The sequence below is a fragment of the Paenibacillus sp. J31R30 genome, from assembly GCF_059692115.1.
On the sequence record NZ_JCAUAV010000003.1, the window covers coordinates 502,446 to 523,947 of the forward strand.

A 21,502-nucleotide genomic window follows, 5' to 3' on the forward strand; every position below is an offset into this window, starting at 1 on the left:
GAAATATTTTCATAGAATTAACATGAAAAAAACCACCAATCGCTAAGATTGATGGTTTTGGGTGGAAATAATGTGTTTGGTAATGGAAAGACCGTGCAAACGGCCTGTTTCAATGAAGATTTCGTTCGCATCATATTTGGATGAAGCGACGACGCCTGCGACATATAAGCCCGGAATGTTCGTTTCCATCGTCTCGGGATTGACCAAAGGCGCGTTCGTTTCCTCGTGAAACTGAACGCCAATATCCGTTAGCAGCTGCCGGTCCGGACGGAAGCCGGTTAGGGCAAGCACAAAGTCATTTGGTAAAGTGACGTGTTCGCTTCCTTTTCGCACAAATAAAGTGTGTTCGTCAATTTGTTCTACCTGTGAGTCAAACCACATCTGGATGCGCCCTTTGCTCACCATGCTTTCGAATAGCGGACGGACCCAAGGTTTAATATTAGCGGAGAAATCTTTCCCTCGATACACGACGGTCACATCTGCACCAACCCGGAGTAAATCCATGGCAGCGTCCACAGCAGAATTATTGCCGCCAATGATCGCGACTTTGGCTCCAGCATAGGGATGAGCTTCCTTGTAATAATGGGTCGTTTTCGGAAGTTCCTCACCGGGTATACCGAGCATGTTCGGATGATCGAAGTAGCCCGTAGCGACAATCACTTTAAGCGTATCGTAAGTGGCTTTGTTCCCAAATTGATCGGAAGTGTGAACTTTGAACCCGGTTTCTACTTGCTCAATGAGAACGGCTTCCTCATAAGAACGGATCCGCAGCTGCTCTCTGCGAGCAACTTCACGATAGTAAACCAATGCCTCTTGCCGATAGGGTTTATCGTGTGGGGTCGTAAAGGAGTAACCGCCAATCTCAAGCAGCTCGGGCGTACTGAAAAATTGCAAATACGTAGGATATAAATAAATAGCATTGACGATACAGCTTTTCTCTATGAGTAAAGGTGTTAGACCTGCACGCTCCAAGGCAACGGCAGCCGATAACCCGCAAGGTCCTGCACCAATAACGATCACTTGTTCCAAAGTAACAACCTCCTCTAATCCAGCTTCTTTAGTCTATAGTAGCGTACGTGGTAGGAGATGCCAAGTTCGATTGTCTCTGAAAATAAGACGAATTAACGAAAATAGAGCAGCCGTCTGCTCCTAGGAAGGAACGAGACGACTGCTCTATATTAATGAAGCTGATTATTTTTGGTTCAACTGCTTCTCTTCATTTTCTTCACTAATATCGTCTTTGGCAAGATTAATGGTAGACGTGCTTGGCGCATTTTCTAACGTATCATTAACGAAAGCCATATCTTGATTCTCTGCATTCATATTCGTCGTTCCTGTATAGTTGCCTTCATGTTTCTTGTTTTCCATAGGAGCACTTCCTTTTCAGTTGATTTACAGTACCTGTATAATGTGCACAACATGGAAGGGGTTTATTCCCTTTTCAGGCATGGAAAGGTAGTGGAGTGAGTCAATATAGTGCCAAACTACAAAATCCGCTATAATAAGCGAAGATGTAAAATGAAGGAGAGATGATACGGATGACTGCGACAAGTATTAAACATATGGTTGTTTTCAAGCTGCATGCAGGCAAGGGGAACGCTAACGCGGAGCAATTCTTAAGGATTAGTGCAGAGGAACTGACAACAATACCTGGTGTTGAGCAATTTGAAATACTCCGTCAAGTGAGTCCGAAAGCGGACTATGACTACGGTTTTTCGATGGTTTTTACGAATCAAGCTGCGTATGAGGCTTATAATAATCATCCTGTGCATACCCAATATGTGGCAGAACGTTGGTTGAAAGAAGTTAGCTCCTTCCAAGAAATCGATTTTCAAGTATTCGTGTAAGAGGAGTGCGTACGAGATGAAGGTTTTAAAATTACCCAAGGACGAAAAAGACGCGCTTATCAGCGATCTGCAGGAGCATTTGGATGTGGAGCTGGGTGTAACAGTGGGTCAAATTGCAGCAGAGCAATTGATTGACTACATGCTTCAGCAGCTAACAGCACCTATTTATAACCAAGCTATCGAGGACGCACTCAAGGGCGTGAGGGATCGAATGAACGTACTGGAAGAGGATCTCTACGCTTTGAAGGTTACGAAGCTTACACGTAGATAGCACCAATAGACAAGAGTTGTATGCAGATTGGAGTGGGAAGAAGCAGTGAAGAAGTCAGAAGAGCTTTTTGATGTGTTTGATGCGAAAAGGAATTGGCTCGGCGTGGCGCCTCGCTCCGAAGTTCATGCCAAGGGGCTATGGCATCAGACCTTTCAATGCTGGATTATCAGCATGGAGGAGAAAGTGCCGAAGCTTCTGCTTCAGTTAAGGCATCCCGACAAGGACTTGTTCCCAGATTTGCTGGATATCTCTTGTGCAGGACATCTTGCTGCTGGCGAAACCATAGAAGAGGGGACGCGGGAGCTTGAGGAAGAGCTGGGCGTAATCGTTAAGTTCGATGACTTAATCTCCTGCGGCGTATTTGCCGAGGAGGATTTGATATCGGACAAGCTCATCGATCGAGAATTCTGTCATGTATTCATCTATCGCTGCGATCAAGCGTTGAAGAGCTACGTGCTTCAGCCAGATGAGGTTAGCGGGCTATTTGCGGTGACGGTGTCCGATTTCAAACAACTCATTAGGGGTGAGCGCTTGGAAATTAAGGCAAGTGGTTTCAAAATGGGGATGAACGGCGAATTCGAAAATATAGAATGGCCGATTTCGATGAAGGCATTGGTACCGCATCCTCCGGCTTATTTCGAACTTCTTTTTCAAAAGATTGAGGAGCAAGATTGGAAATGAGCAAAATGGAAAAGAACCGACTCAGCTGATCTGATCGGTTCTCGGAGTGCGAGGCTCTTCTAGACGAAGTAAGTACTCGCAATGTAGTAATAAGCGATGTAGCACACAATGGAAAGCCCGATGCAGGTGATTCCCCATGCAATTTTGCGCTTAAACAAGAGCAAGAATCCCGCACTGAAGGCGGATCCCATGATAAGCATTGAAATAAAAGTTAGTACACCCATGAAAATGTATCTCCTTACCCTTTGTTTACGTAATCACGAACCATATCCTCGGTTACAAGGGAACGGAGAGGAGAGATACCTTTTTGGGCATGGGCGATAATTTGGGCCGTTATGGCGTTGATCGAATCAACGTTAAAAGGCAGCCCGCGTTTGCACAAATCGACAGCCGCGTCTATAGCGTGCTCCCGCTGTGCATCAAGCTCAGCAAATCGAACGAGATGCAGATGCTGTGCATTCGAATGTTTGGAAATCGCTTCATGTACATTCATGTTAAAGTTCTCCTTTAGTGACTAGATTGTCTTCTAGTATACACGATTGAAATGCGAAGGAACAGGTTTTCAAGGAGAAAACAGATGAACAAATGGTGATCTTTCATTCATTGCAGGAATATTTAATATCGTTAATTAGATTGCAAGCTCGGAGTGAACCTCATGAATGTGTTACCGATTACGGCAGTTCTACCACAGCTAATAGATACATTGCAAGCGCATAGCTGTGCCATCGTTGTTGCGCAGCCTGGTGCGGGCAAAACGACGCAGGTTCCATTGGCGCTTTTGAATGTCTCGTGGCTGCACGACCAAAAGATTCTCATGCTGGAACCTAGAAGATTGGCTGCTCGCGCAGCGGCTCGATACATGTCGAGGCTGCTCGGTGAGGAAGTCGGTCAAACGATTGGCTACCGAGTAAAAAATGATACACGGGTTGGTCCCAACACCCGCATTGAGGTCATCACAGAAGGAGTCCTAACGCGGATGCTGCAGCAGGATCCTGCCTTGGATGGGGTGGGCATTGTTATATTTGATGAATTTCATGAACGCAGCTTGCATGCAGACATCGGTCTTGCCTTGTGTCGTCAATCACAAACGCTGCTTCGTGATGATTTGAAAATACTGTTAATGTCCGCTACCTTGGAAGCCAAAGAGATTTCTGCATTATTAGATGGTGCGCCAATTATTGAGAGTGAAGGTCGAACTTTTCCCGTTGAGACTCATTATCTACAACAAAAAGTTGCAGGGAGAATAGAGAATGCGGTTGTAGCTAGTGTTGGGCAGGCACTGCGCGATCATGAAGGGAGCCTGCTCGTCTTCCTTCCAGGAGCAGCAGAAATCCATCGCGTTGCGAATGGACTTGCGGCATTGCGATTAGGACCGACAGTGGAGATCGCTCCCCTGTATGCGAATCTCACAATAGAAGCACAAGACCAAGCGCTATCGGCTGTCCGTTCGCCCGGCCATCGCAAAGTCGTGCTGGCCACATCCATCGCGGAGACCAGTTTGACGGTCGAAGGGATCACGGTCGTGATCGACAGCGGCCTCATGCGTGTGCCGCGCTTCTCGCCCCGCACCGGCATGACCCGTCTGACGACGGTGCCGGTGTCCGTCGCCTCTGCGGACCAACGCAGAGGCCGGGCAGGGCGTCTCGGTCCAGGCGTGTGCTACCGCCTATGGACCGAGACCGAGCATCGGCAGCTCCCGACGAGCTCTACGCCCGAGATCCGCGAAGCTGATCTCGCCCCGCTAGCGCTGGAGCTTGCCGCCTGGGGCGCGCCAGACCCCGCTGCGCTGGTCTGGCTAGACCCACCGCCTGCTGCTGCGTATCAACAGGCGCGGGAACTGCTCGTGCAGCTCGGCGCGCTGCACGACAATGGCCTAACGCCGCACGGCAAGCGTGTCGCGGCGTTAGGCCTGCACCCGCGGCTTGCGCACATGGTGCTGCAAGCCATCCCGCTTGAGCTCGGCGCGCTGGCGTGCGAGCTCGCGGTCATGCTGAGCGAGCGCGATTTCATGCGCGCAGCTAGTAGGGATGCGGATGTGCGCAGCCGCATCGAAGTGCTCTGGCGCGCTCTGCGAGGCGAAGCGCGCGAAGGGGTGGACCTTGGCCTTTGCCAACGCATCGCGGCGGAGGCCAAGGTTTTGATGCAGTCGCTCGGCATTCGGCAGAGCGTGGGCAATGCGGCAGCGAGCGGGCTGCTGCTCGCCTTCGCCTTCCCCGACCGCGTCGCGCAGCGAAGGTCGGCGGGGCGGTTTACGCTCGCGAACGGCCGCGGGGCCATGCTGCCGGAGCTGCAGCCGCTCTCGAACGAGCGGTATATCGTCGCAGCGGAGCTGGACGACAGCGGCATCGAGAGCCGGATTTATCTCGCTGCACCTCTGGAGGAAGAGCAGCTGTTCACCGCTTTTGAAGAGCACATCCGGAAGGAACAGGTTGTAGAATGGGATGGAGCGGTGGGTTCTGTAAGAGCGAGAGAAAGATGGCTGCTAGGTGCGCTTATACTCAAAGATAAACCACTCCAGGAGCCTAATCCTGATTTGGTCTTGCAAGCTTTACTTGCAGGGATTCGATCAGAATCCTTGGATGTGCTGCCTTGGACACGATCAGCGCGCCAGCTTCAGGAACGAAGCATCTTTTTACACCGTTTTACAGAAAATTGGCCTGATCTTCGCGAAGAAACATTACTGGCAACCCTTGAAGATTGGGCTGGCCCGCATCTGTATGGAATAAAAAATAAAGGTTCTTTGAGCCGCCTTAACTTGACAAGCCTATTAGAGGAAATGCTAACATGGGAACAGCGTCGTTCGTTAGATGAGTGGGCGCCTACGCACATTCAAGTGCCAAGTGGGTCACGAATTCCCATTGACTATAGCAATATGGAGGCACCGACGTTATCCGTACGCTTGCAAGAGATGTTTGGATTAGCAGATACCCCGCGAATAGCCAAAGGAAGGGTGCCAGTCACCTTACACTTGCTATCTCCCGCACATCGGCCGATGCAGGTGACGAAGGATTTGGCGAGCTTTTGGCGAGAGGCTTACTTCGAGGTGAAAAAAGATCTCAAAGGCCGCTACCCCAAGCACTACTGGCCTGATGATCCCATGGCGGCGATTCCGACGAACCGAGCGAAGCCAAGAAACTGAACCATTTTATCCGAGAAAGGAACGGAGCAAGTCATGACTATTCACGCTGATACCGCGGACATCGTTATTTATATTTCAGCTGGATTTGCAACCGCGTCTAATTTCCTGGATGATTTCGCAGCTAAGCTTGCTTCGCGATATGAGCAGGTTGGCAAGCGTGTACGTGTTCATGTTTATTTTCCATATGGCGACTGGGATCGCTCGAAGCGAGGTCAGTTGCAGGAAATCATACGTGATATGTGGCATAATGCTCATCGGAAGAAATCGGTTCATGGTGGTAAAAGCTTGTTCCAATTCGTATCATCTACTATGAAACAGGGGGAAAAGCTGCTTTTCATCGGGCATAGCGCTGGTGCTGTAGCTTCTATTTTGGCAGCAAAAGAGCTTGAACGTCACGGCTGCGACATTCTTGGCGTGATCCAAATTGGATCCCCAAGGTGCGCGATTCCGGCATCATTAAAACACAAAGTGTTGTACGTACATGCTGCGAATCCACAGAATCAGTCCCGTGATCCAATTCCTCGGCTTGGGACATGGGGCGGGTGGAGCCGAACACGTTTAGGAGTCCACGGCTGGAACCGTGTAAAACATGCGCCGATTCACCAGCTCTTGCTCCCGATCATCGGGAGTCACGCTGATTATTTCAGAGATCACAATCCCTACATATGGCAAAATGCAACGAATTTACAAACAACCATGAACGCAATCTGGACATGGCTGCAAACAATAGAGAAGGATGTTGAACATGATTGAAATTTTAAAAACGAGTATGGAACACAGCAAGGAAGATGGCTACCTCGGCCATGTTGAATTCAAAGTCGAAGGCCATGAGCATCCATATGAAATCACACTTCAAAGCACCAAAGGCAAAAACGACTGGAGCTATGCCCTTCACTTCTTGCGTGAATCCGGTAAAGAAGAAGATATCGAGGCGGTCGAGGAACTACTTGAGGAAGATGAGTGGTTTGATCTGTTAGTAAATGCGGCGCGAGAAGCGTTAGCGAAGTAAATATCAGTCATCGCCGCGCTGGTAAGCGCGGCTTTTTGTCGTTATCGTTTAATTTGAAATTGCTGTAAAAATCGTTGAATAAATAGGTTGGATACTTGCGCATTTTTATCCAAACCTGAACGTACCCATCCTAATTGAATCGGCACTTGCTCCACATCTTCAATCTCGAGCATAACCAGATTTCCACTCAAGGCATAGGGGCTATCAAAAAATGAAAAATCATATCCAATGGTTGCTGCTAGGTTTTCTTTCAAAGCCGTAGCTATCGCATTTGGATTATTGCTCCTAAATAAAATCGGAAGTGCACCATGATGTTCAGAAAAGTCATGCAGAAAATCATGAAGATAGGCTTCCTCGTACAAAGCGAAAGAGCATTTCTGCATGTCAGTGGGCGATATTTTCTTTTTAGCGGCGAGTGGGGAGTTCTTCCAAACCCCGACAACGATTTTCCCCTTCCAAATACAATCAAAACTCAATCCAGCCTCAATTGTCGACTCACCTCTTAGCCCGACCAATCCTAAATCAACGTTGTTTTGTCTAATTTCTTGCAGAATAATATCGGAAGAGCCCTCAATAATGCGGAAAGACACATCGGGGTAATCATTTTTAAAGCTAGAAACAGTTCTCACAAGTGAGCTCATTACCCCTGGTAGAGACGCTACTCGCAATTCTACTTGCATCATTTGCGATAGTCTTAATACTCTTTCCTTCATTTCCTGCAGTTTAGTTACGACTTCTAAAGCAGTTTGAATGATGCTCATGCCCTCTTTCGTAGGCATAACACCCGAACGTGACCGATTAAAAATCGGAAGTCCAAGCTCCGATTCCAAACTAGCAATCGACTGACTAACGGCAGATTGTGTTACGTTTAGATTGCTCGCAGCCATCGTAAGTGATTTCGTTTTAGCGACTTCAATAATGTAGTGCATCTGTTCTAGTTTCATAAATTCGCTCCTTTATATCATTAGTATAACTAATCATAAAGTAAATAACATTAATTTTATTTATTTTAATGCGTAAGTTATACTAGTTTTGCAGCGCATGTATGACTCTCAATGTCATATATGTTGGCTTGCTACATGATTACTAAAAGGAGATTTGAATCATGAGACTACTAGGGAAAACAGCAATCGTGACAGGTGGAGCAGGTGGAATTGGCAAGGCAACCGTCAAGAAGTTTTTAGAACAAGGCGCAAAAGTCGTCTTTACCGATATCAATGAACAACTCGGCAATCAGACGTTAGATGAATTCAAAGCGATTTCTGAAGAGGTTGTTTTTATAAAGCACGATGTTCAAAAGGAAGCGGACTGGCGTTTAGTCGTTAACACAACAATTGAAAAATTCGGAACTGTTGATATTTTGTTCAATAATGCCGGCATTTATAGCACGAAACCTGTTACTGACTATGCGGTAGAGGAATGGCAAGCCGTACTAGGAATTAACGTCATCGGCGTGTTTTTAGGTATGAAGCATGTGGTGCCCACGATGGTTGCGCAAAAGAGTGGCTCGATTATCAACACGTCATCGGTTGCAGGTATAAAAGGCAGTGCGGATACTACGCTATATGGTGCAAGTAAAGGTGCCGTTCGAATTATGTCAAAGGATTTGGCAAAAGAAGTAGCGGCACACCAAGTACGCGTCAACTCCATTCATCCAGGAGTGATTCAAACGCAAATGGGCGATGCGGTTGCATCTGGGAAGCAAGTTACAACCACGCAATTAGCTGCTGGAATTCCGCTGAATAGAGTAGGAACACCTGAAGAAGTTGCTAATTTGGTTGTGTTTCTCGCTGCAGACGAATCCAGCTTTATTACAGGTACTGAGATGGTTGTTGATGGCGGTATGACCGCTTAATTAAGGTGAATTCAAAGTTTAATGAGACGGAGGAAAAAACAATGAGATTCGATAATAGAGTTGCCATTATTACTGGCGGCGGCAGCGGGATTGGCAGAGAAACTTGCCTGAAATTTGCACAAGAGGGTGCCAAAGTAGTGGTAGCCGACTACAACGAAACAACAGGTTTAGAAACGGTTGAGATGATTAAGGCGTTTGGCGCACAAGCATCCTTTAAAAAGGCTGATGTTGGCGAATTTGAACAAGTTGAAGCTCTGGTTGATATTGCTGTAACCACGTATGGAAGACTTGATGTGATGTTCAATAACGCAGGGATTGGAGCTGCTGCGCCACTTTTGCAGCACACGCCAGACTTGTATCATAAAGTAACTCGAATCAACCAAGACGGGGTTTATTATGGGATTTTGGCTGCAGGTCGGAAAATGCAAGAACTTGGTCATGGAGGTACCATTATCAACATGGCATCGGTTATGGGATTTCTAGCGACGACAAATGGTTTTGGGTATAACGTTGCCAAAGCAGCCGTTGTTATGATGTCCCAAGTTGCCGCGCTCGAGTTAGCTCCTTACAATATTCGTGTTGTTGGCGTTGCTCCTGGGTTTGTCCACACGAATATTGTTAAAGGGTTAAAGGATAGAGGCATGGAAGATCCGATCGCACAAAAGCATATGCATGGTGAATTTTTGAATCCAGACCAAATCGCCGATACCGTATTATTCCTCGCGTCCGATGCGGCAAGCGGGATCAATGGAAGTACCATAAAAGTAGATGACGGGTATGCTTCTTTCAAATAGACTCGTAAATTGTGGGGACATAGAAACAGCAGCAATTAATATTATGACTCACCCTGTTTATAAGTTAAAAGAAAATGATTCTGTCGGAGATGCCATTGACAAGCTAATCAAATATCGAATTAGTTCGTTGCCAATCGTTAACGACTATAATGAAATGATTGGTTTTATAAGTGATGGAGATATTCTTAGAATGATTGGCAAACATCAGCTAAAAGTGATTGACAATGGATTTTATATGATCAATTTTTTTGAAAATTGCGATCCCTTCGAATCTCGTTGTGATCACATCAGACATATGAACATCATGAAAATTGCAAAGCGTAAAGTGATCAGGGTGCAGTCGGATACTAGCATGGAGGAAGTCTCTGCAATCCTGGCTCATAAGCAGATAAAGAAAGTACCTGTTGAACGTAATGGAGTCCTTGTTGGCATCATTAGTCGTGCTGATCTTATACGTCACATTTATAAAGAGAAACTTGAAATAGGTTAGTACAACGACAAAAAACGTGCTTATTAGCACGTTTTTTGTTCGTCTAGGATTTCAACCTGCACGCTACGGGGGAGGGGCTATTTTGATTGATACTATTTGTTAGAATCATTTTACAACTGACATTATTTGATTTTTGTCACCGGTCTATTTACGTGGTTCGTATATTGCCCCTCACCCAAACCGCTTCAAAATCAAAACCGCATTATGCCCGCCAAACCCAAACGAGCTGGACAACCCATACTGTAACTCCGCACGCCTCGCCACATGCGGGACGTAATCCAGATCACATTGCGGATCTGGATTGTCCAAATTGATGGTCGGAGGGATGAGTCCGTCCTGCAATGTCTTAATCAGCGCGACGGCTTCGACACCGCCGGCGGCGCCTAGCATATGGCCGATCATCGACTTGTTCGCGCTGATCGGCACATCGTACGCGCCGCGGCCAAGTAGACGCTTGATCGCCAGCGTCTCGGAGAGATCACCCGCGACGGTGCTGGTCGCGTGCGCGTTGATCGTGCTGATCTCCGACGCGTCGATCCCCGCATCGGCCAGCGCTTCGCGCATGGCTCGGTAGGCCCCCGAGCCTTCAGGATCGGTCGCCACGATGTGGTAGGCGTCCGAGGTCGATCCATAGCCGACGATCTCGGCATGGATGCGAGCCCCGCGTCGCTCCGCATGCTCGAGCGACTCCAAGACAAGCACGCCGGCGCCTTCGGCGGCGACGAATCCATCGCGCTGCGCGTCGAACGGGCGGCTCGCCTGCTCCGGCGCATCACAGCGCGTCGACAACGCGGTTGCATTGCCGAAGCCCGCGAGCGCGAGGTCGGTGACCGTCGCTTCGGCGCCGCCGGCAATAACGGCATCTGCGCCTCCGCGCTGGATGAGCTTGAAAGCCTCGCCTATCGCGTTATTGCCCGTTGCGCAAGCCGTTACGGGAGCCAACGAGGGCCCCTTTGCACCGTAAAGGATGCTTACCTGTGCGGCCGCCATGTTGGCAATCATCATTGGGACAACCGTTGGACTGACGCGGCTTGGCCCTCTGGACAGCAGAGATCGGTAGTTGTCCAAGATCGTCTGAATGCCGCCAATACCAGAGCCGATATAGACGCCAACGCGCTCTTCGTTGGAGGCATCGATCACTAGCCCAGCGTCATCAATGGCTTGTTTGGCTGCGGCAACTGCGAATTGACAGTACCGATCCATGCGGCGTACCTCGCGCCGACCAACGGCTGCCTCCGCATCAAAATCCCGAACAACACCTGCAAAGTTCGTTTTGTAATCCGATGTGTCGAAATGCTCTATTTTAGTAATCCCAGATTGCCCCTTCGTCAAACTTCCCCAGAATGTATCTACATTGTTTCCTATTGGTGTAATGACTCCCATACCCGTAATAACCACACGTTTCATTGCGTCGTCCTCCTTTTATTACTTAGAATGTCATACTACGTATCCTATTACAAGTTACCGTTTATACTGGTATAATGGCTTCTATGATACTAGGCTGAGGAGGAATCTTGGCATGAACACGAAGGAGAGACTTCAGGAATTATCCAACTTCCTTATGGCACATCGTTCGCGCATCCAGCCGCATGAAGTAGGATTATTAGGCGGAAGCAGGCGTCGCACGCCGGGTTTGCGACGAGAGGAAGTCGCCACGATAGCTGGCGTAAGTACGACTTGGTACACCTGGCTGGAACAGGGACGTGATATCAAAATGTCCGTACAAGTGCTGGATCGAATTGCAATGGCGTTACAGCTAAATGAGGACGAACGGCAATATTTATTTATGTTAGCTTTAGAGCAGCCAGCACCAACGACCTTTGTTGATCAAATAACGACGATAAGTCCGGCGTTGAACCGAATTTTGACGGAGCTTCATGATTGTCCGACGATCGTGTCCGATCGCAGATGCCATATCGTTGGCTGGAACCAAGCGGCTGCGGCTGTTTTTCTTGACTTTGCTAAGCTGCCAGAAGGGGAGCGGAATATGATCTGGCTGGTTTTTACCCGCAAAGAATTGAAAGCACTGGCCGTCAACTGGAGTGACTTTGCAAAAGGCTTCTTATCGATGTTTCGTTCCTATTATGGACAATACGTGGGAGATAACTGGTATAGCGCATTTATTGAAGAAATGAGTGAGCGGAGTAAGGATTTTCGTGCCTTTTGGAATGAGAGTGATGTCAGCACCGCGCCTGAAGTTTTCTTGGAATTTCGACATGCCAAGGTGGGGAAAATGCTGTTCGATCTAACAACCCTGCAGGTGCAAGGGCGGACGGATCTGAGATGCAGTGTGTATACCCCGTCCATTGGATCTGATACCGATACGAAAATTAGACTATTGATGAGCAAAATCGGCGAATAGATGACATTTTTACCTGAAACGTCATTTCATCAAAATATGTACATACAAGTTAACCAAATGGTATAATACGTTCACAATCAAAGCCTTGAGGTGAAGCATGAAAGAAAAGCAATTACCGAAATATCTACAGTTAAAACAGGAAATCTTATCCTGGTTACATACAGGGAGACTCAAGCCCAATGATCAAATGCCTTCTGAGAATGAAATTGCCGAGCAGTTTCTGATGAGTCGTCAGACGGTGCGTCAAACGTTTGGTGAATTAGAGAAGGAAGGCTGGCTCTACCGCATGCAAGGCAAAGGGACTTTCGTCTCCACGCCGCAAACTCAAAAATCACGCGATGTACAAACCATCGGCATCCTGACGACTTATATTTCGGACTATATTTTTCCGCATATTGTTAGGGGAGCGGAGGCGACATTACGCGCAAGAGGCTATAGACTGCTGCTTTCTTCAACGGATAACGACAAAGTGAAAGAGCGGGAAAGCTTAGATATGATGATGAGCCAACCGCTGAGTGGACTTATTATAGAACCGACGAAAAGCGCTGAGGGCAACCCGAATCTTAGCTACTACTTGTCGTTGGACTATCAGCATATTCCGTATCTCATGATTAACGAGCGGTACCCGGAAATGAACTGTCCTTCGCTCATCGTGGATGATGAAGAAGGCGGATTTAAGGCCGCGCAGCATCTAATAGAGCTAGGGCACCGGCGGTTAGCTGGCTTCTTCAAAACGGATGATCTACAAGGTGTGAATCGGTTAAAAGGCTTTATTCGTGCGCATCATCACTACCAGATCCCGCTGCTTCCGGAATTTGTGATTCATTATACCACGGAGGAGAAACGATCCAAGCCGTATGCAAGTGCGATTGCTATGCTTGAGCATGATGCTGTGCAGGATCGCCCAACAGCCTTCGTATGCTACAATGATGAGCTAGCGATTCATCTGCTTGAAGCTGTACGTACAATTGGCTTTCAGGTGCCACAAGATGTCTCATTAATCGGTTTTGACGATTCTAATCTAGCTACGGCAACTGAGGTGAAATTGACCTCGCTTTCACATCCTAAGACGGAGCTTGGAAGTGACGCGGCAGGCATTTTAATTGATATGATTGAGAATAAACGTGCTAATGGAAGTGAAACAGGGAAGGTGTACAAGCCAGAATTAGTCATCCGTGAATCAACAATTCGCATCTCGTAATTCGAAAAATAGGGGTAGTCAACTTGTACGTACAAGTGATATACTATAAGCAAGAATCATGCTCACTAATTAAGGAGGCTCTCGATGTCGAAGAAATATGCGATTGGTGTTGACTATGGTACGGAATCAGGTCGTGCGGTTCTGGTTGATTTGAGTGATGGCACAGAGGTTGCTGATCACGTAACTCCTTATCCGCACAACGTAATTGATGAGAAATTGCCGGTATCCGGCGTGAAGCTAGAATACGATTGGGCCTTGCAGCATCCACAGGATTACATCGATGTACTAACACAATCTGTTCCTGCAGTTGTACGTGCATCTGGGGTAGATCCGGCTGATATCATCGGCTTAGGAATTGATTTCACAGCATGCACAATGCTTCCTATTGATAAAGAAGGTCAACCGCTTTGCTTCCAGCCCGCGCTTTCCGCAAATCCGCATAGCTGGGTAAAGCTGTGGAAGCACCATGCCGCACAGGATGAAGCGAATTTGATCAATGAGATTGCGGCGAGCAGAGGGGAAGCTTTCTTACCGCGTTACGGCGGCAAAATTTCTTCCGAATGGATGATCGCGAAGATTTGGCAGATTTTGAACGAAGCGCCTGATATTTATGAGCAAGCCGATCGTTTCTTAGAAGCGACAGACTGGGTTGTCTCTCAAATGACAGGTCAATCTGAGATCGTGCGCAACAGCTGTACGGCGGGTTACAAATCCATTTGGCACAAGCAAGATGGCTATCCAAGCCAAGATTTCTTTAAAGCGTTGGATCCTCGTCTTGTAGATGTCACAGAAACAAAGCTTCGCGGTGATGTTGTTGCCTTAGGTACGAAAGCTGGAGAGTTAACCGCTGCAATGGCAGAGCGCATGGGGCTAGTAGCTGGCACAGCGATTGTTGTTGGAAACGTAGATGCGCATGCTGCAGTACCGGGTGTTGGTGTGGTAACACCCGGCAAGCTAGTGATGGCGATGGGAACGTCCATTTGTCACATGCTGCTTGGCACAGAGGAGAAAGAAGTAGAAGGCATGTGCGGCGTCGTAGAAGATGGCATTATTCCAGGCTATTTAGGCTATGAAGCTGGCCAATCGGCGGTTGGTGATATTTTCGCATGGTATGTGGAGCAAGGGGTTCCTGCTTATGTAGAAAAGGCTGCGGCAGAAGAAGGCGTAAATGTACATGAATGGTTGGAACGCCGTGCATCCGCTTACAAACCAGGCGAAACAGGCTTGCTCGCATTGGATTGGTGGAACGGCAACCGCTCAGTACTTGTAGATACAGAGTTGAATGGACTTATCTTAGGATATTCTTTGCTAACAAAACCGGAAGAAATTTATCGTACATTACTGGAAGCAACAGCTTTCGGCACACGTAAAATTGTCGATGCTTTCCATAGCAACGGGGTAGAAGTTGAGGAGTTATACGCATGTGGTGGTCTACCGCAGAAAAATCATCTTTTGATGCAAATTTACGCGGATGTTACGAATCGAGAAATTAAAATTGCCGATTCCAAACAAACACCAGCGCTTGGTGCTGCGATGTTCGGAGCGGTAGCTGCGGGAGCGGACAAAGGCGGCTATGACAGCATCGTGGATGCCGCGAAGCAAATGGCGCGTGTTCGTAAAGAAACGTTCAAGCCGATTGCTGAGAACGTAGCTGTTTACGAGAAGCTGTACCAAGAGTATAGCAAGCTGCACGACTATTTTGGCCGCGGTGACAATGATGTCATGAAACGACTTCGCTCGATTCGCGAGGAAGCTCGTCATTCGTAGAATCATAATCCGTTATTAAATGAACGCGATTCTCCCTTAATTATTTATCCCATTATCCTAGGAGGCATCAAGCCCATGAACCCTTTTTCCGAAAAAGTATTTTGGTTTGTCACTGGCAGTCAACACTTGTACGGACCTGAAACACTGCTTCAAGTAGATGAGCACTCCAAACAGATCACAGCAGGTATCGATCGTGCCGAAGTGATCCCTAGCAAGCTTGTGTTCAAACCTGTTCTAACTACACCAGATGCGATTCGTAGATTATGTCTAGATGCGAATGCAGACGATTCCTGTGCGGGAATTATCACTTGGATGCATACATTCTCCCCGGCAAAAATGTGGATCGCAGGTCTTTCGGAGTACCGCAAGCCGTTACTTCACTTGCATACACAGTTCAATCGTGATATCCCATGGGAAACCATTGATATGGATTTCATGAACTTGAACCAAGCTGCACACGGTGACCGTGAATATGGTTTCATTGGTGCACGTATGGGGATTTCTCGCAAAGTGGTTGTTGGCTACTGGGAAGATCCTGCTGTTCTTGATCGTATCGCAGGTTGGATGCGTACTGCAGTGGCGTTTATGGAAGGGCGCAGCCTGAAGGTTGCTCGTTTTGGCGACAACATGCGTCATGTTGCCGTTACAGAAGGCGATAAAGTTGAAGCGCAAATTAAATTCGGCTGGTCCATCAATGGGTACGGTGTTGGTGATCTTGTTCAGCGCGTTGGGGATATCTCAGAAGCTGAAGTGGATCAACTGATGGATGAATACAATGAAGCTTACGATATAACGCCTGAAGGACGTTCAGCGGGTCCGATTCGTGATGCTATTCGTGAACAAGCGCGCATTGAGCTTGGATTGAAAGGCTTTCTGCAAGAAGGCGGCTTCGGCGCTTTCACAACGACGTTCGAGGATTTGCATGGCCTTAAGCAATTGCCAGGTCTTGCTGTTCAACGTTTGATGGAGCAAGGGTACGGCTTTGGCGGCGAAGGCGATTGGAAAACGGCAGCGTTACTGCGCGTGATGAAAATCATCGCGAACAACAAAGGGACGTCCTTCATGGAGGACTACACGTATCATATGGAGCCAGGCAATGAGCTTGTGCTCGGCGCACATATGCTTGAAATTTGTCCGACTATTGCGGCGACTCGCCCGAAAATCGAAGTTCACCCGCTGGGCATTGGTGGCAAAGCAGATCCAGCTCGTCTCGTTTTTGACGGTGCTTCAGGCTCAGCGTTGAATGCTTCCCTCATCGATATGGGCAACCGTTTCCGCTTGTTGATTAACGAAGTGGATGCTGTTCAACCGGTTCAAGCGATGCCGAAGCTGCCAGTTGCCCGCGTGTTGTGGAAGCCGCAGCCTTCCTTGAATGAATCAGCAGAAGCTTGGATTTACGCAGGCGGTGCTCATCACACGGTGTTCTCTTACACTGTGAGCACAGAACAGCTTGTGGATTGGGCAGAACTAGCTGGAATTGAAGTTGTTATCATTAATAAAAATACGTCACCCCTTCAGTTCCGCAATGAGCTTCGTTGGAACGATGCGGTTTGGAGACGCTAATCAGAACGTGATCATGAATGGCCTGAGGCATAGCCTCAGGTTTTTCTTCACACGTATTGGAAAGTCACATTTATCGATATAAAAGCAATTTACGTCCATTGACTTTTTTCGCGAATATGGGCTAAAGTGAAATCAATGTGTCCGTCCATAATTTGGACAGAAGACAAGCAGTTATTTAGGAGGAGAATGAAGAGGATGTCTACCAAAGCATATGAAGGAACGTACAACGGAGAACAAGCAATATGGCTGCAAGCTGGACGTTATGAAGCGGTTGTTTTGCCAGATGTTGGTGCAAATCTGATTGCTTTTCGTGATATAGAGAAGGAATATCGTTTCTTGCGCGAGCCTGCGTTGGAAGAGATGGAAGCGTTTAAAGAGCGTCCGATCGTTCACGGGATTCCCGTATTATTCCCGCCGAATCGCTATGAGGATGGTAAATTCCCTTGGCAAGGTAAGATGCTCCAATTCCCAGTCAATGAACCCAAAACGGGGAATCATTTGCACGGATTTGTACACAATATTCCATGGGCTGTGGAGACTTTTAGCAACGATGGCAATGAAAGTCGCGTATCATTAGCCTTGCGCGTGCGTGAAGGACATTCTGTCCATGAATTTTTACCTTTTGATTTTATGATTCGCTTGATCTACACGTTGAATGAGCAAGGTTTGCATCAGCAAATTTCCGTACATAATGAAGGCAACGAAGCGATGCCGTGCTTACTGGCGTTCCACACGACGATTAATGCGCCGTTTGCTGTGGGCAGTCAGCCTTCCGATTATACGTTCCAAATGACGATCGGCGAGCGTTGGGCGTTGAACGAGCGTATGCTGCCAACTGGCGAGTATCAAGCACTATCCGCAGATGAAATGAAAATGAAAACTGGCGGTCTGTCGCCATTTTTTGAAGGCATGGATAATCATTATACGAGTGTTCCGCAAAATAGCCGTAACTTCATGGCATTGACAGATGCTCGTGAAGGCATCAAACTAGTCTATGATGTAGGAACTTCCTATAAGCAGTGGATGATCTGGAACAATGGCAAAACAGAAGGCTTCTTTTGCCCAGAGCCGCAAATGAATTTGGTCAATGCGCCGAATGTGAATCTGCCAGCCGATCAAATCGGACTTGTTTCTCTAGAACCAGGCGAAGTGTGGGAAGAGACAGCACGTTTATATGTGATTAAAGTTGCGGAGTAAGCGATAAGCGATAGGAACCACCCCCTTTGATGCATGGAGAGAATCCGATGGGATGATCGACTTGCGAGGAGGGGGTATTTTCATACTAGGAGGGGTAAGAATGGGGAAGTGGGATCATTTGGATCGCGAGCAAATAGAAGTGAAGCTTGATGCGCTATCACTTGAAAATGCAAGATTGAAAGCGGAAATCGCGCGATTGCGCGGCGTTAAGCCTCCAGCATCAGGATCGATGGAGAGCATGTCAACAAAGCTTAAGGAAGCCTTACGCGAATAATTCCGGCTGCTGGAACGAAGAAACGCCTCAGTTCGACAAAGGGATTGTGATTCGTTATAATGAAAACTGGCAAAAGGAGGGAACTAACATGAGTGAAACAAACGTAAATGTAAATGACACATTACCACCAAAAACGTGTACCATCGATCGACTTGTAACGAAAGAAGCAGAAGTAAGCAAAGTGCTTGCTGGACTTAAAACAGCTTGTCGTCGTAATGGACGTTATGCGGATATTGGTGAAACGATGGATTTGCAAGGCACAGCTTTTACGGTAACCAATGTGTATCAACAAGCACTTGGCGATCTGACACCTGAGCATGCGAAACAAGAAGGTCACGAAACCGTTGATGAGTATCGCGACAGTATCCTTGCGATTCATCCAGGTATGCCTTGGCTGCCACAGATGAAAGTATGGGTACACGAATTTCAAAAAGCAGAATAACACAAAGAACCGTGTGGATCCTAGGATTCACACGGTTTATTCACATTACTGATAGAACGGATGATCAAATTGTCTTGGTACATTGTCATGCTTTATATTCATATTTTCAGCGTTGTATTAAGCATCGGCCCTTATTTCGTCCTGTTTCCGTTACTTGCCCTTATACGTAGAGCGCCATTCGAGCAGCTTCCTGATTACTTAGAGCCGTTTCGGATTACAGTCCGACTAACGAAGCATGCAGGGCATGTGCTTGTCGTTACAGGTATTCTACTGACTTGGATCACAGCTTGGAGTTGGAAAACCTCATGGATTGTCGCTACGGTGCTTATCATGGTAGCTTCGCTTTACTTCATCGCACGTGCATTCTCGCCACTTCTACGACAGCTGAAAGCTCCTCACGAAGATCGTAATTTACTCGTCAATAAGCTTCGCAAAGCTTTAATCTTGTATGTAATCATTACGCTTGCAATGATGTGGTTTATGGTGTCCAAACCGATGATCTGGTGACGGATGACGTAAAGCTCTCTCTTTTATGTTACTTGTTACGGCTTTCTCGCCAGCATAACGACAAAATTATAGGATTTATAAACACAATCAACATCATTGAAACCAGAATCGCGAAGCCAGCCAAGCTGTGCATCTAATGGCGCCATTTTGTCCAGCTTGGTCCGCTCGTAGGCTGCTTGCAATGCTTCTTGGGACAGATCTGTTGCTTCAATCTTCGCGACCCAATCGGAACGGTATAAGCCATCGAGATAAGGTGTGTGACCTAAGATTTGGTCTGCGTTAACGAATACGCCGCCGGGCTTCAATAGTTGAAAAATATGTGAGAATAGTGCTTGCTTAGCCTCGTCCTCCAGATGATGAATGGACAGGGAGGAGATGATCGCATCATAGGGTTCGGTATCCTCGAAAGAAGTGTAATCTCCGGCTATGATTCTAACTTCCGCTGTTCCTACTTGTTCGAATCTTTCTTTGGCAATGTCGAGCATACCGGTCGATAAGTCGATTAAGGTTAATCTCACTTGCGGGTACATTTGCAGGATATAGGATGAAAAAAGTCCCGTACCTGCGCCTAAATCGAGAATACGCGGAGCTACATGGTCTACTTGGACTAGGGATGCGGCCGTATTGTAAAAATCCTCGAAGCAAGGTATCAGCTTTCTCCGCTGGCTGTCGTACTTCTGGGAAATTTCATCGAATTTCGTTAAAATGTGATGGTTGGCATTGTCGTTCATGTGTGTTCAGCTCCATTTCCTATCCTTGGTTTGTTTGCTCTATACCTTTAGTGTAAAGGGCAGTTGGTAAAAAATCCAAGATATAAAAGGCATGAAGCTATAGGTAAAAACTATTAATGTTTATATGGCTATTGGTTGAATTGTGCGGAAATTAAGCTCTTGTACGTCTTAACAGCACATTAATGACTTCTGAGAATACAAGTCCTATGGCAATTGCACCTGAGAGCAAGAAAGCTTTCGCAGCCAATTGAACAGCCACGTCATAGTGATTTTGCACGACATTGCGCATAGCGTCATAGGCTAGTCCGCCCGGAACGAGTGGAATAATCCCGGAAACGCTGAAAACGATGACAGGAGTTTTATATATTTTCGCAAAAAACTGACTAATAATCGTCACAACAAAGGACGCAATGAGTGTGGCCAAGATAGGATCCAGATACGCTTTTTGAAAAGAGAAATAGAGCATCCAGCCAATCATCCCTACAAAACCGCATTGCACAAGGGTTCTTCTGGGTACGTTGAAAATAATGCCGAAAGCGGAAGTCGAAATGAAGCTCGTTATTAACTGCTCGAACATTTCCATGCTAAAACCCCTTCCCTGGATAAAATGTCAATACAAAGGCGATTCCGGCCCCGATGGCGAATGCGGTTAAGAAGGCCTCTGCGCCTTTTGAAACGCCGGATACGAAATGCCCTGCCATGAGATCGCGAACAGCATTGGTGATAAGCAGCCCAGGCACGAGCGGCATGACAGAGCCAATAATAATCGTATCCAGATTATGACCGAGCCCTATTTTGACAGTCAGAAAGGCCATAAGTCCAATGATTAACGAAGCTAGGAATTCGGCGAAAAATTTGATCGGAACTAAGCGATGGAAGAAAGTTAAGGAGATCGTACCAACGCCGCCAGCAAGGAAAGCAGGGAAGAAGTCCGACCACTCGCCTTGAAACATAATGAGAAAGCAACCACTAGCAATCGCTGCGGCTAATGCTTGTAACCAAGCGGGATATCTGCGTTTATCTGAATTGAGGGTTTCAAGCTCATGATAGGCTTCAGTTGGTGAAAGCTCACCTTGGCTGATTCTGCGAGAAATAGCATTAACCACAGTTACTTTCCGTAAATCCGTTGAACGAGAAGAGATGCGAATTAGTCGAGTTGTCTGTTCAGGCCCGTCGATCGAGAAAATAATGCCAGTTGGCGTGACAAAACTATGTGAATTCGGGATGCCGAAGGCTTCAGCAACATGGGTCATCGTATCTTCCACGCGATAGGTTTCGCCGCCGTTTTCGAGCATAATTTTACCAGCTAGTAAACACACTTGTGCGATTTCATAATTCGTCGCTGCAGGTTGCGCCATGGGATTCGTATCCT

Annotated in this window: 26 protein-coding genes; 17 read left to right on the forward strand and 9 right to left on the reverse strand. The window is 47.2% G+C overall.

Annotation, left to right across the window (positions count from 1 at the left end; genetic code table 11):
* Nucleotides 1-42: 42 nt before the first annotated feature.
* Together AC58QO_RS13980 and AC58QO_RS13985 are read right to left on the reverse strand one after the other, a co-directional pair.
* On the reverse strand, nt 43-1,029 hold the full coding sequence (locus AC58QO_RS13980; RefSeq protein WP_497266356.1) for a YpdA family putative bacillithiol disulfide reductase: 987 nt from the start codon (nt 1,027-1,029) through the stop codon (nt 43-45).
* Between the two features lie 162 nt (nt 1,030-1,191).
* Nucleotides 1,192-1,368: a hypothetical protein gene (locus tag AC58QO_RS13985; RefSeq protein WP_497266358.1), complete on the reverse strand. Its 177-nt coding sequence runs from the start codon at nt 1,366-1,368 to the stop codon at nt 1,192-1,194.
* Nucleotides 1,369-1,538: 170 nt separating this feature from the next.
* On the opposite strand from AC58QO_RS13985, the gene AC58QO_RS13990 reads away from it, so the two are divergent.
* Genes AC58QO_RS13990 through AC58QO_RS14000 form a run of 3 tightly spaced genes read left to right on the forward strand, consistent with a single transcriptional unit; the run spans nt 1,539 to nt 2,799 of the window.
* Nucleotides 1,539-1,847, forward strand: a complete 309-nt coding sequence (locus tag AC58QO_RS13990) for a Dabb family protein (protein WP_497266360.1) — start codon at nt 1,539-1,541, stop codon at nt 1,845-1,847.
* Between the two features lie 16 nt (nt 1,848-1,863).
* On the forward strand, nt 1,864-2,118 hold the full coding sequence (locus tag AC58QO_RS13995; protein WP_497266362.1) for a DUF2164 domain-containing protein: 255 nt from the start codon (nt 1,864-1,866) through the stop codon (nt 2,116-2,118).
* Nucleotides 2,119-2,145: 27 nt separating this feature from the next.
* Nucleotides 2,146-2,799: an NUDIX hydrolase gene (locus tag AC58QO_RS14000; RefSeq protein ID WP_497266364.1), complete on the forward strand. Its 654-nt coding sequence runs from the start codon at nt 2,146-2,148 to the stop codon at nt 2,797-2,799.
* Between the two features lie 59 nt (nt 2,800-2,858).
* Here AC58QO_RS14000 and AC58QO_RS14005 read toward each other — a convergent pair whose 3' ends face one another.
* Nucleotides 2,859-3,023: a hypothetical protein gene (locus tag AC58QO_RS14005; RefSeq protein WP_497266366.1), complete on the reverse strand. Its 165-nt coding sequence runs from the start codon at nt 3,021-3,023 to the stop codon at nt 2,859-2,861.
* A gap of 14 nt (nt 3,024-3,037) precedes the next feature.
* The gene (locus tag AC58QO_RS14010; protein WP_310224083.1) at nt 3,038-3,292 is read right to left on the reverse strand and encodes a YpbS family protein; all 255 of its coding nucleotides are present in this window, start codon (nt 3,290-3,292) and stop codon (nt 3,038-3,040) included.
* Between the two features lie 162 nt (nt 3,293-3,454).
* Here AC58QO_RS14010 and hrpB point away from each other — a divergent pair, with 162 nt between their 5' ends.
* From hrpB to AC58QO_RS14025, 3 genes are read left to right on the forward strand one after another with little or no spacing between them, the layout of a single operon-like run.
* Nucleotides 3,455-5,938 carry an ATP-dependent helicase HrpB gene (gene hrpB / locus AC58QO_RS14015; RefSeq protein ID WP_497266368.1) on the forward strand — a complete coding sequence of 828 codons (2,484 nt, stop codon included), beginning with the start codon at nt 3,455-3,457 and terminating at the stop codon, nt 5,936-5,938.
* A gap of 33 nt (nt 5,939-5,971) precedes the next feature.
* A complete protein-coding gene (locus AC58QO_RS14020; protein WP_497266370.1) occupies nt 5,972-6,691 on the forward strand; it encodes a lipase family protein in 720 nt (239 codons plus the stop codon).
* Complete coding sequence (locus AC58QO_RS14025) at nt 6,684-6,947, forward strand: hypothetical protein (RefSeq protein WP_497266372.1); 264 nt, start codon at nt 6,684-6,686, stop codon at nt 6,945-6,947. Before AC58QO_RS14020 ends, AC58QO_RS14025 begins: the two co-directional genes overlap by 8 nt.
* A gap of 41 nt (nt 6,948-6,988) precedes the next feature.
* Here the strand turns inward: AC58QO_RS14025 and AC58QO_RS14030 are convergent, their stop codons facing one another.
* Nucleotides 6,989-7,891: a LysR family transcriptional regulator gene (locus tag AC58QO_RS14030; protein ID WP_497266374.1), complete on the reverse strand. Its 903-nt coding sequence runs from the start codon at nt 7,889-7,891 to the stop codon at nt 6,989-6,991.
* Nucleotides 7,892-8,052: 161 nt separating this feature from the next.
* Here AC58QO_RS14030 and AC58QO_RS14035 point away from each other — a divergent pair, with 161 nt between their 5' ends.
* The 3 genes from AC58QO_RS14035 to AC58QO_RS14045 are packed head-to-tail and all read left to right on the forward strand — an operon-like array spanning nt 8,053 to nt 10,086.
* Nucleotides 8,053-8,802 (forward strand): SDR family NAD(P)-dependent oxidoreductase, encoded by a 750-nt coding sequence (locus tag AC58QO_RS14035; protein ID WP_497266376.1) that lies wholly within the window; start codon nt 8,053-8,055, stop codon nt 8,800-8,802.
* A gap of 41 nt (nt 8,803-8,843) precedes the next feature.
* Nucleotides 8,844-9,596, forward strand: coding sequence for an SDR family NAD(P)-dependent oxidoreductase (locus AC58QO_RS14040; RefSeq protein ID WP_497266378.1), 753 nt, complete (start codon nt 8,844-8,846; stop codon nt 9,594-9,596).
* On the forward strand, nt 9,571-10,086 hold the full coding sequence (locus AC58QO_RS14045) for a CBS domain-containing protein (RefSeq protein WP_497266380.1): 516 nt from the start codon (nt 9,571-9,573) through the stop codon (nt 10,084-10,086). Before AC58QO_RS14040 ends, AC58QO_RS14045 begins: the two co-directional genes overlap by 26 nt.
* Nucleotides 10,087-10,257: 171 nt before the next feature.
* On the opposite strand, the gene fabF is transcribed toward AC58QO_RS14045, so the two are convergent.
* Nucleotides 10,258-11,493, reverse strand: a complete 1,236-nt coding sequence (gene fabF, locus AC58QO_RS14050) for a beta-ketoacyl-ACP synthase II (RefSeq protein ID WP_497266382.1) — start codon at nt 11,491-11,493, stop codon at nt 10,258-10,260.
* 112 nt (nt 11,494-11,605) lie between these two features.
* On the opposite strand from fabF, the gene AC58QO_RS14055 reads away from it, so the two are divergent.
* The 8 genes from AC58QO_RS14055 to AC58QO_RS14090 all read left to right on the forward strand — a co-directional run bounded on the left by AC58QO_RS14055 (nt 11,606) and on the right by AC58QO_RS14090 (nt 19,399).
* The gene (locus AC58QO_RS14055) at nt 11,606-12,448 is read left to right on the forward strand and encodes a helix-turn-helix transcriptional regulator (RefSeq protein ID WP_497266384.1); all 843 of its coding nucleotides are present in this window, start codon (nt 11,606-11,608) and stop codon (nt 12,446-12,448) included.
* 97 nt (nt 12,449-12,545) lie between these two features.
* On the forward strand, nt 12,546-13,649 hold the full coding sequence (locus tag AC58QO_RS14060) for a GntR family transcriptional regulator (protein WP_497266386.1): 1,104 nt from the start codon (nt 12,546-12,548) through the stop codon (nt 13,647-13,649).
* 84 nt (nt 13,650-13,733) lie between these two features.
* Nucleotides 13,734-15,416 carry a ribulokinase gene (locus tag AC58QO_RS14065; protein WP_497266388.1) on the forward strand — a complete coding sequence of 561 codons (1,683 nt, stop codon included), beginning with the start codon at nt 13,734-13,736 and terminating at the stop codon, nt 15,414-15,416.
* 75 nt (nt 15,417-15,491) lie between these two features.
* Nucleotides 15,492-16,979 carry an L-arabinose isomerase gene (gene araA / locus AC58QO_RS14070; RefSeq protein WP_497266390.1) on the forward strand — a complete coding sequence of 496 codons (1,488 nt, stop codon included), beginning with the start codon at nt 15,492-15,494 and terminating at the stop codon, nt 16,977-16,979.
* Nucleotides 16,980-17,174: 195 nt separating this feature from the next.
* Nucleotides 17,175-18,176 (forward strand): aldose 1-epimerase, encoded by a 1,002-nt coding sequence (locus tag AC58QO_RS14075; RefSeq protein ID WP_497266392.1) that lies wholly within the window; start codon nt 17,175-17,177, stop codon nt 18,174-18,176.
* Nucleotides 18,177-18,276: 100 nt separating this feature from the next.
* Nucleotides 18,277-18,450 carry a hypothetical protein gene (locus tag AC58QO_RS14080; protein WP_497266394.1) on the forward strand — a complete coding sequence of 58 codons (174 nt, stop codon included), beginning with the start codon at nt 18,277-18,279 and terminating at the stop codon, nt 18,448-18,450.
* Between the two features lie 88 nt (nt 18,451-18,538).
* Entirely contained in the window at nt 18,539-18,892 is a 354-nt protein-coding gene (locus AC58QO_RS14085) for an ASCH domain-containing protein (protein ID WP_497266396.1), read from the forward strand.
* 60 nt (nt 18,893-18,952) lie between these two features.
* Nucleotides 18,953-19,399 carry a hypothetical protein gene (locus AC58QO_RS14090; RefSeq protein ID WP_497266398.1) on the forward strand — a complete coding sequence of 149 codons (447 nt, stop codon included), beginning with the start codon at nt 18,953-18,955 and terminating at the stop codon, nt 19,397-19,399.
* A gap of 35 nt (nt 19,400-19,434) precedes the next feature.
* On the opposite strand, the gene AC58QO_RS14095 is transcribed toward AC58QO_RS14090, so the two are convergent.
* The 3 genes from AC58QO_RS14095 to AC58QO_RS14105 form a co-directional block, all read right to left on the reverse strand.
* Nucleotides 19,435-20,130: a class I SAM-dependent methyltransferase gene (locus AC58QO_RS14095; protein WP_497266400.1), complete on the reverse strand. Its 696-nt coding sequence runs from the start codon at nt 20,128-20,130 to the stop codon at nt 19,435-19,437.
* Between the two features lie 151 nt (nt 20,131-20,281).
* Nucleotides 20,282-20,713 (reverse strand): threonine/serine exporter family protein, encoded by a 432-nt coding sequence (locus tag AC58QO_RS14100; protein WP_497266402.1) that lies wholly within the window; start codon nt 20,711-20,713, stop codon nt 20,282-20,284.
* A 1-nt stretch (nt 20,714) separates the two neighbouring features.
* Nucleotides 20,715-21,488, reverse strand: a complete 774-nt coding sequence (locus AC58QO_RS14105) for a threonine/serine exporter family protein (RefSeq protein WP_497266404.1) — start codon at nt 21,486-21,488, stop codon at nt 20,715-20,717.
* Nucleotides 21,489-21,502 lie beyond the last annotated feature (14 nt).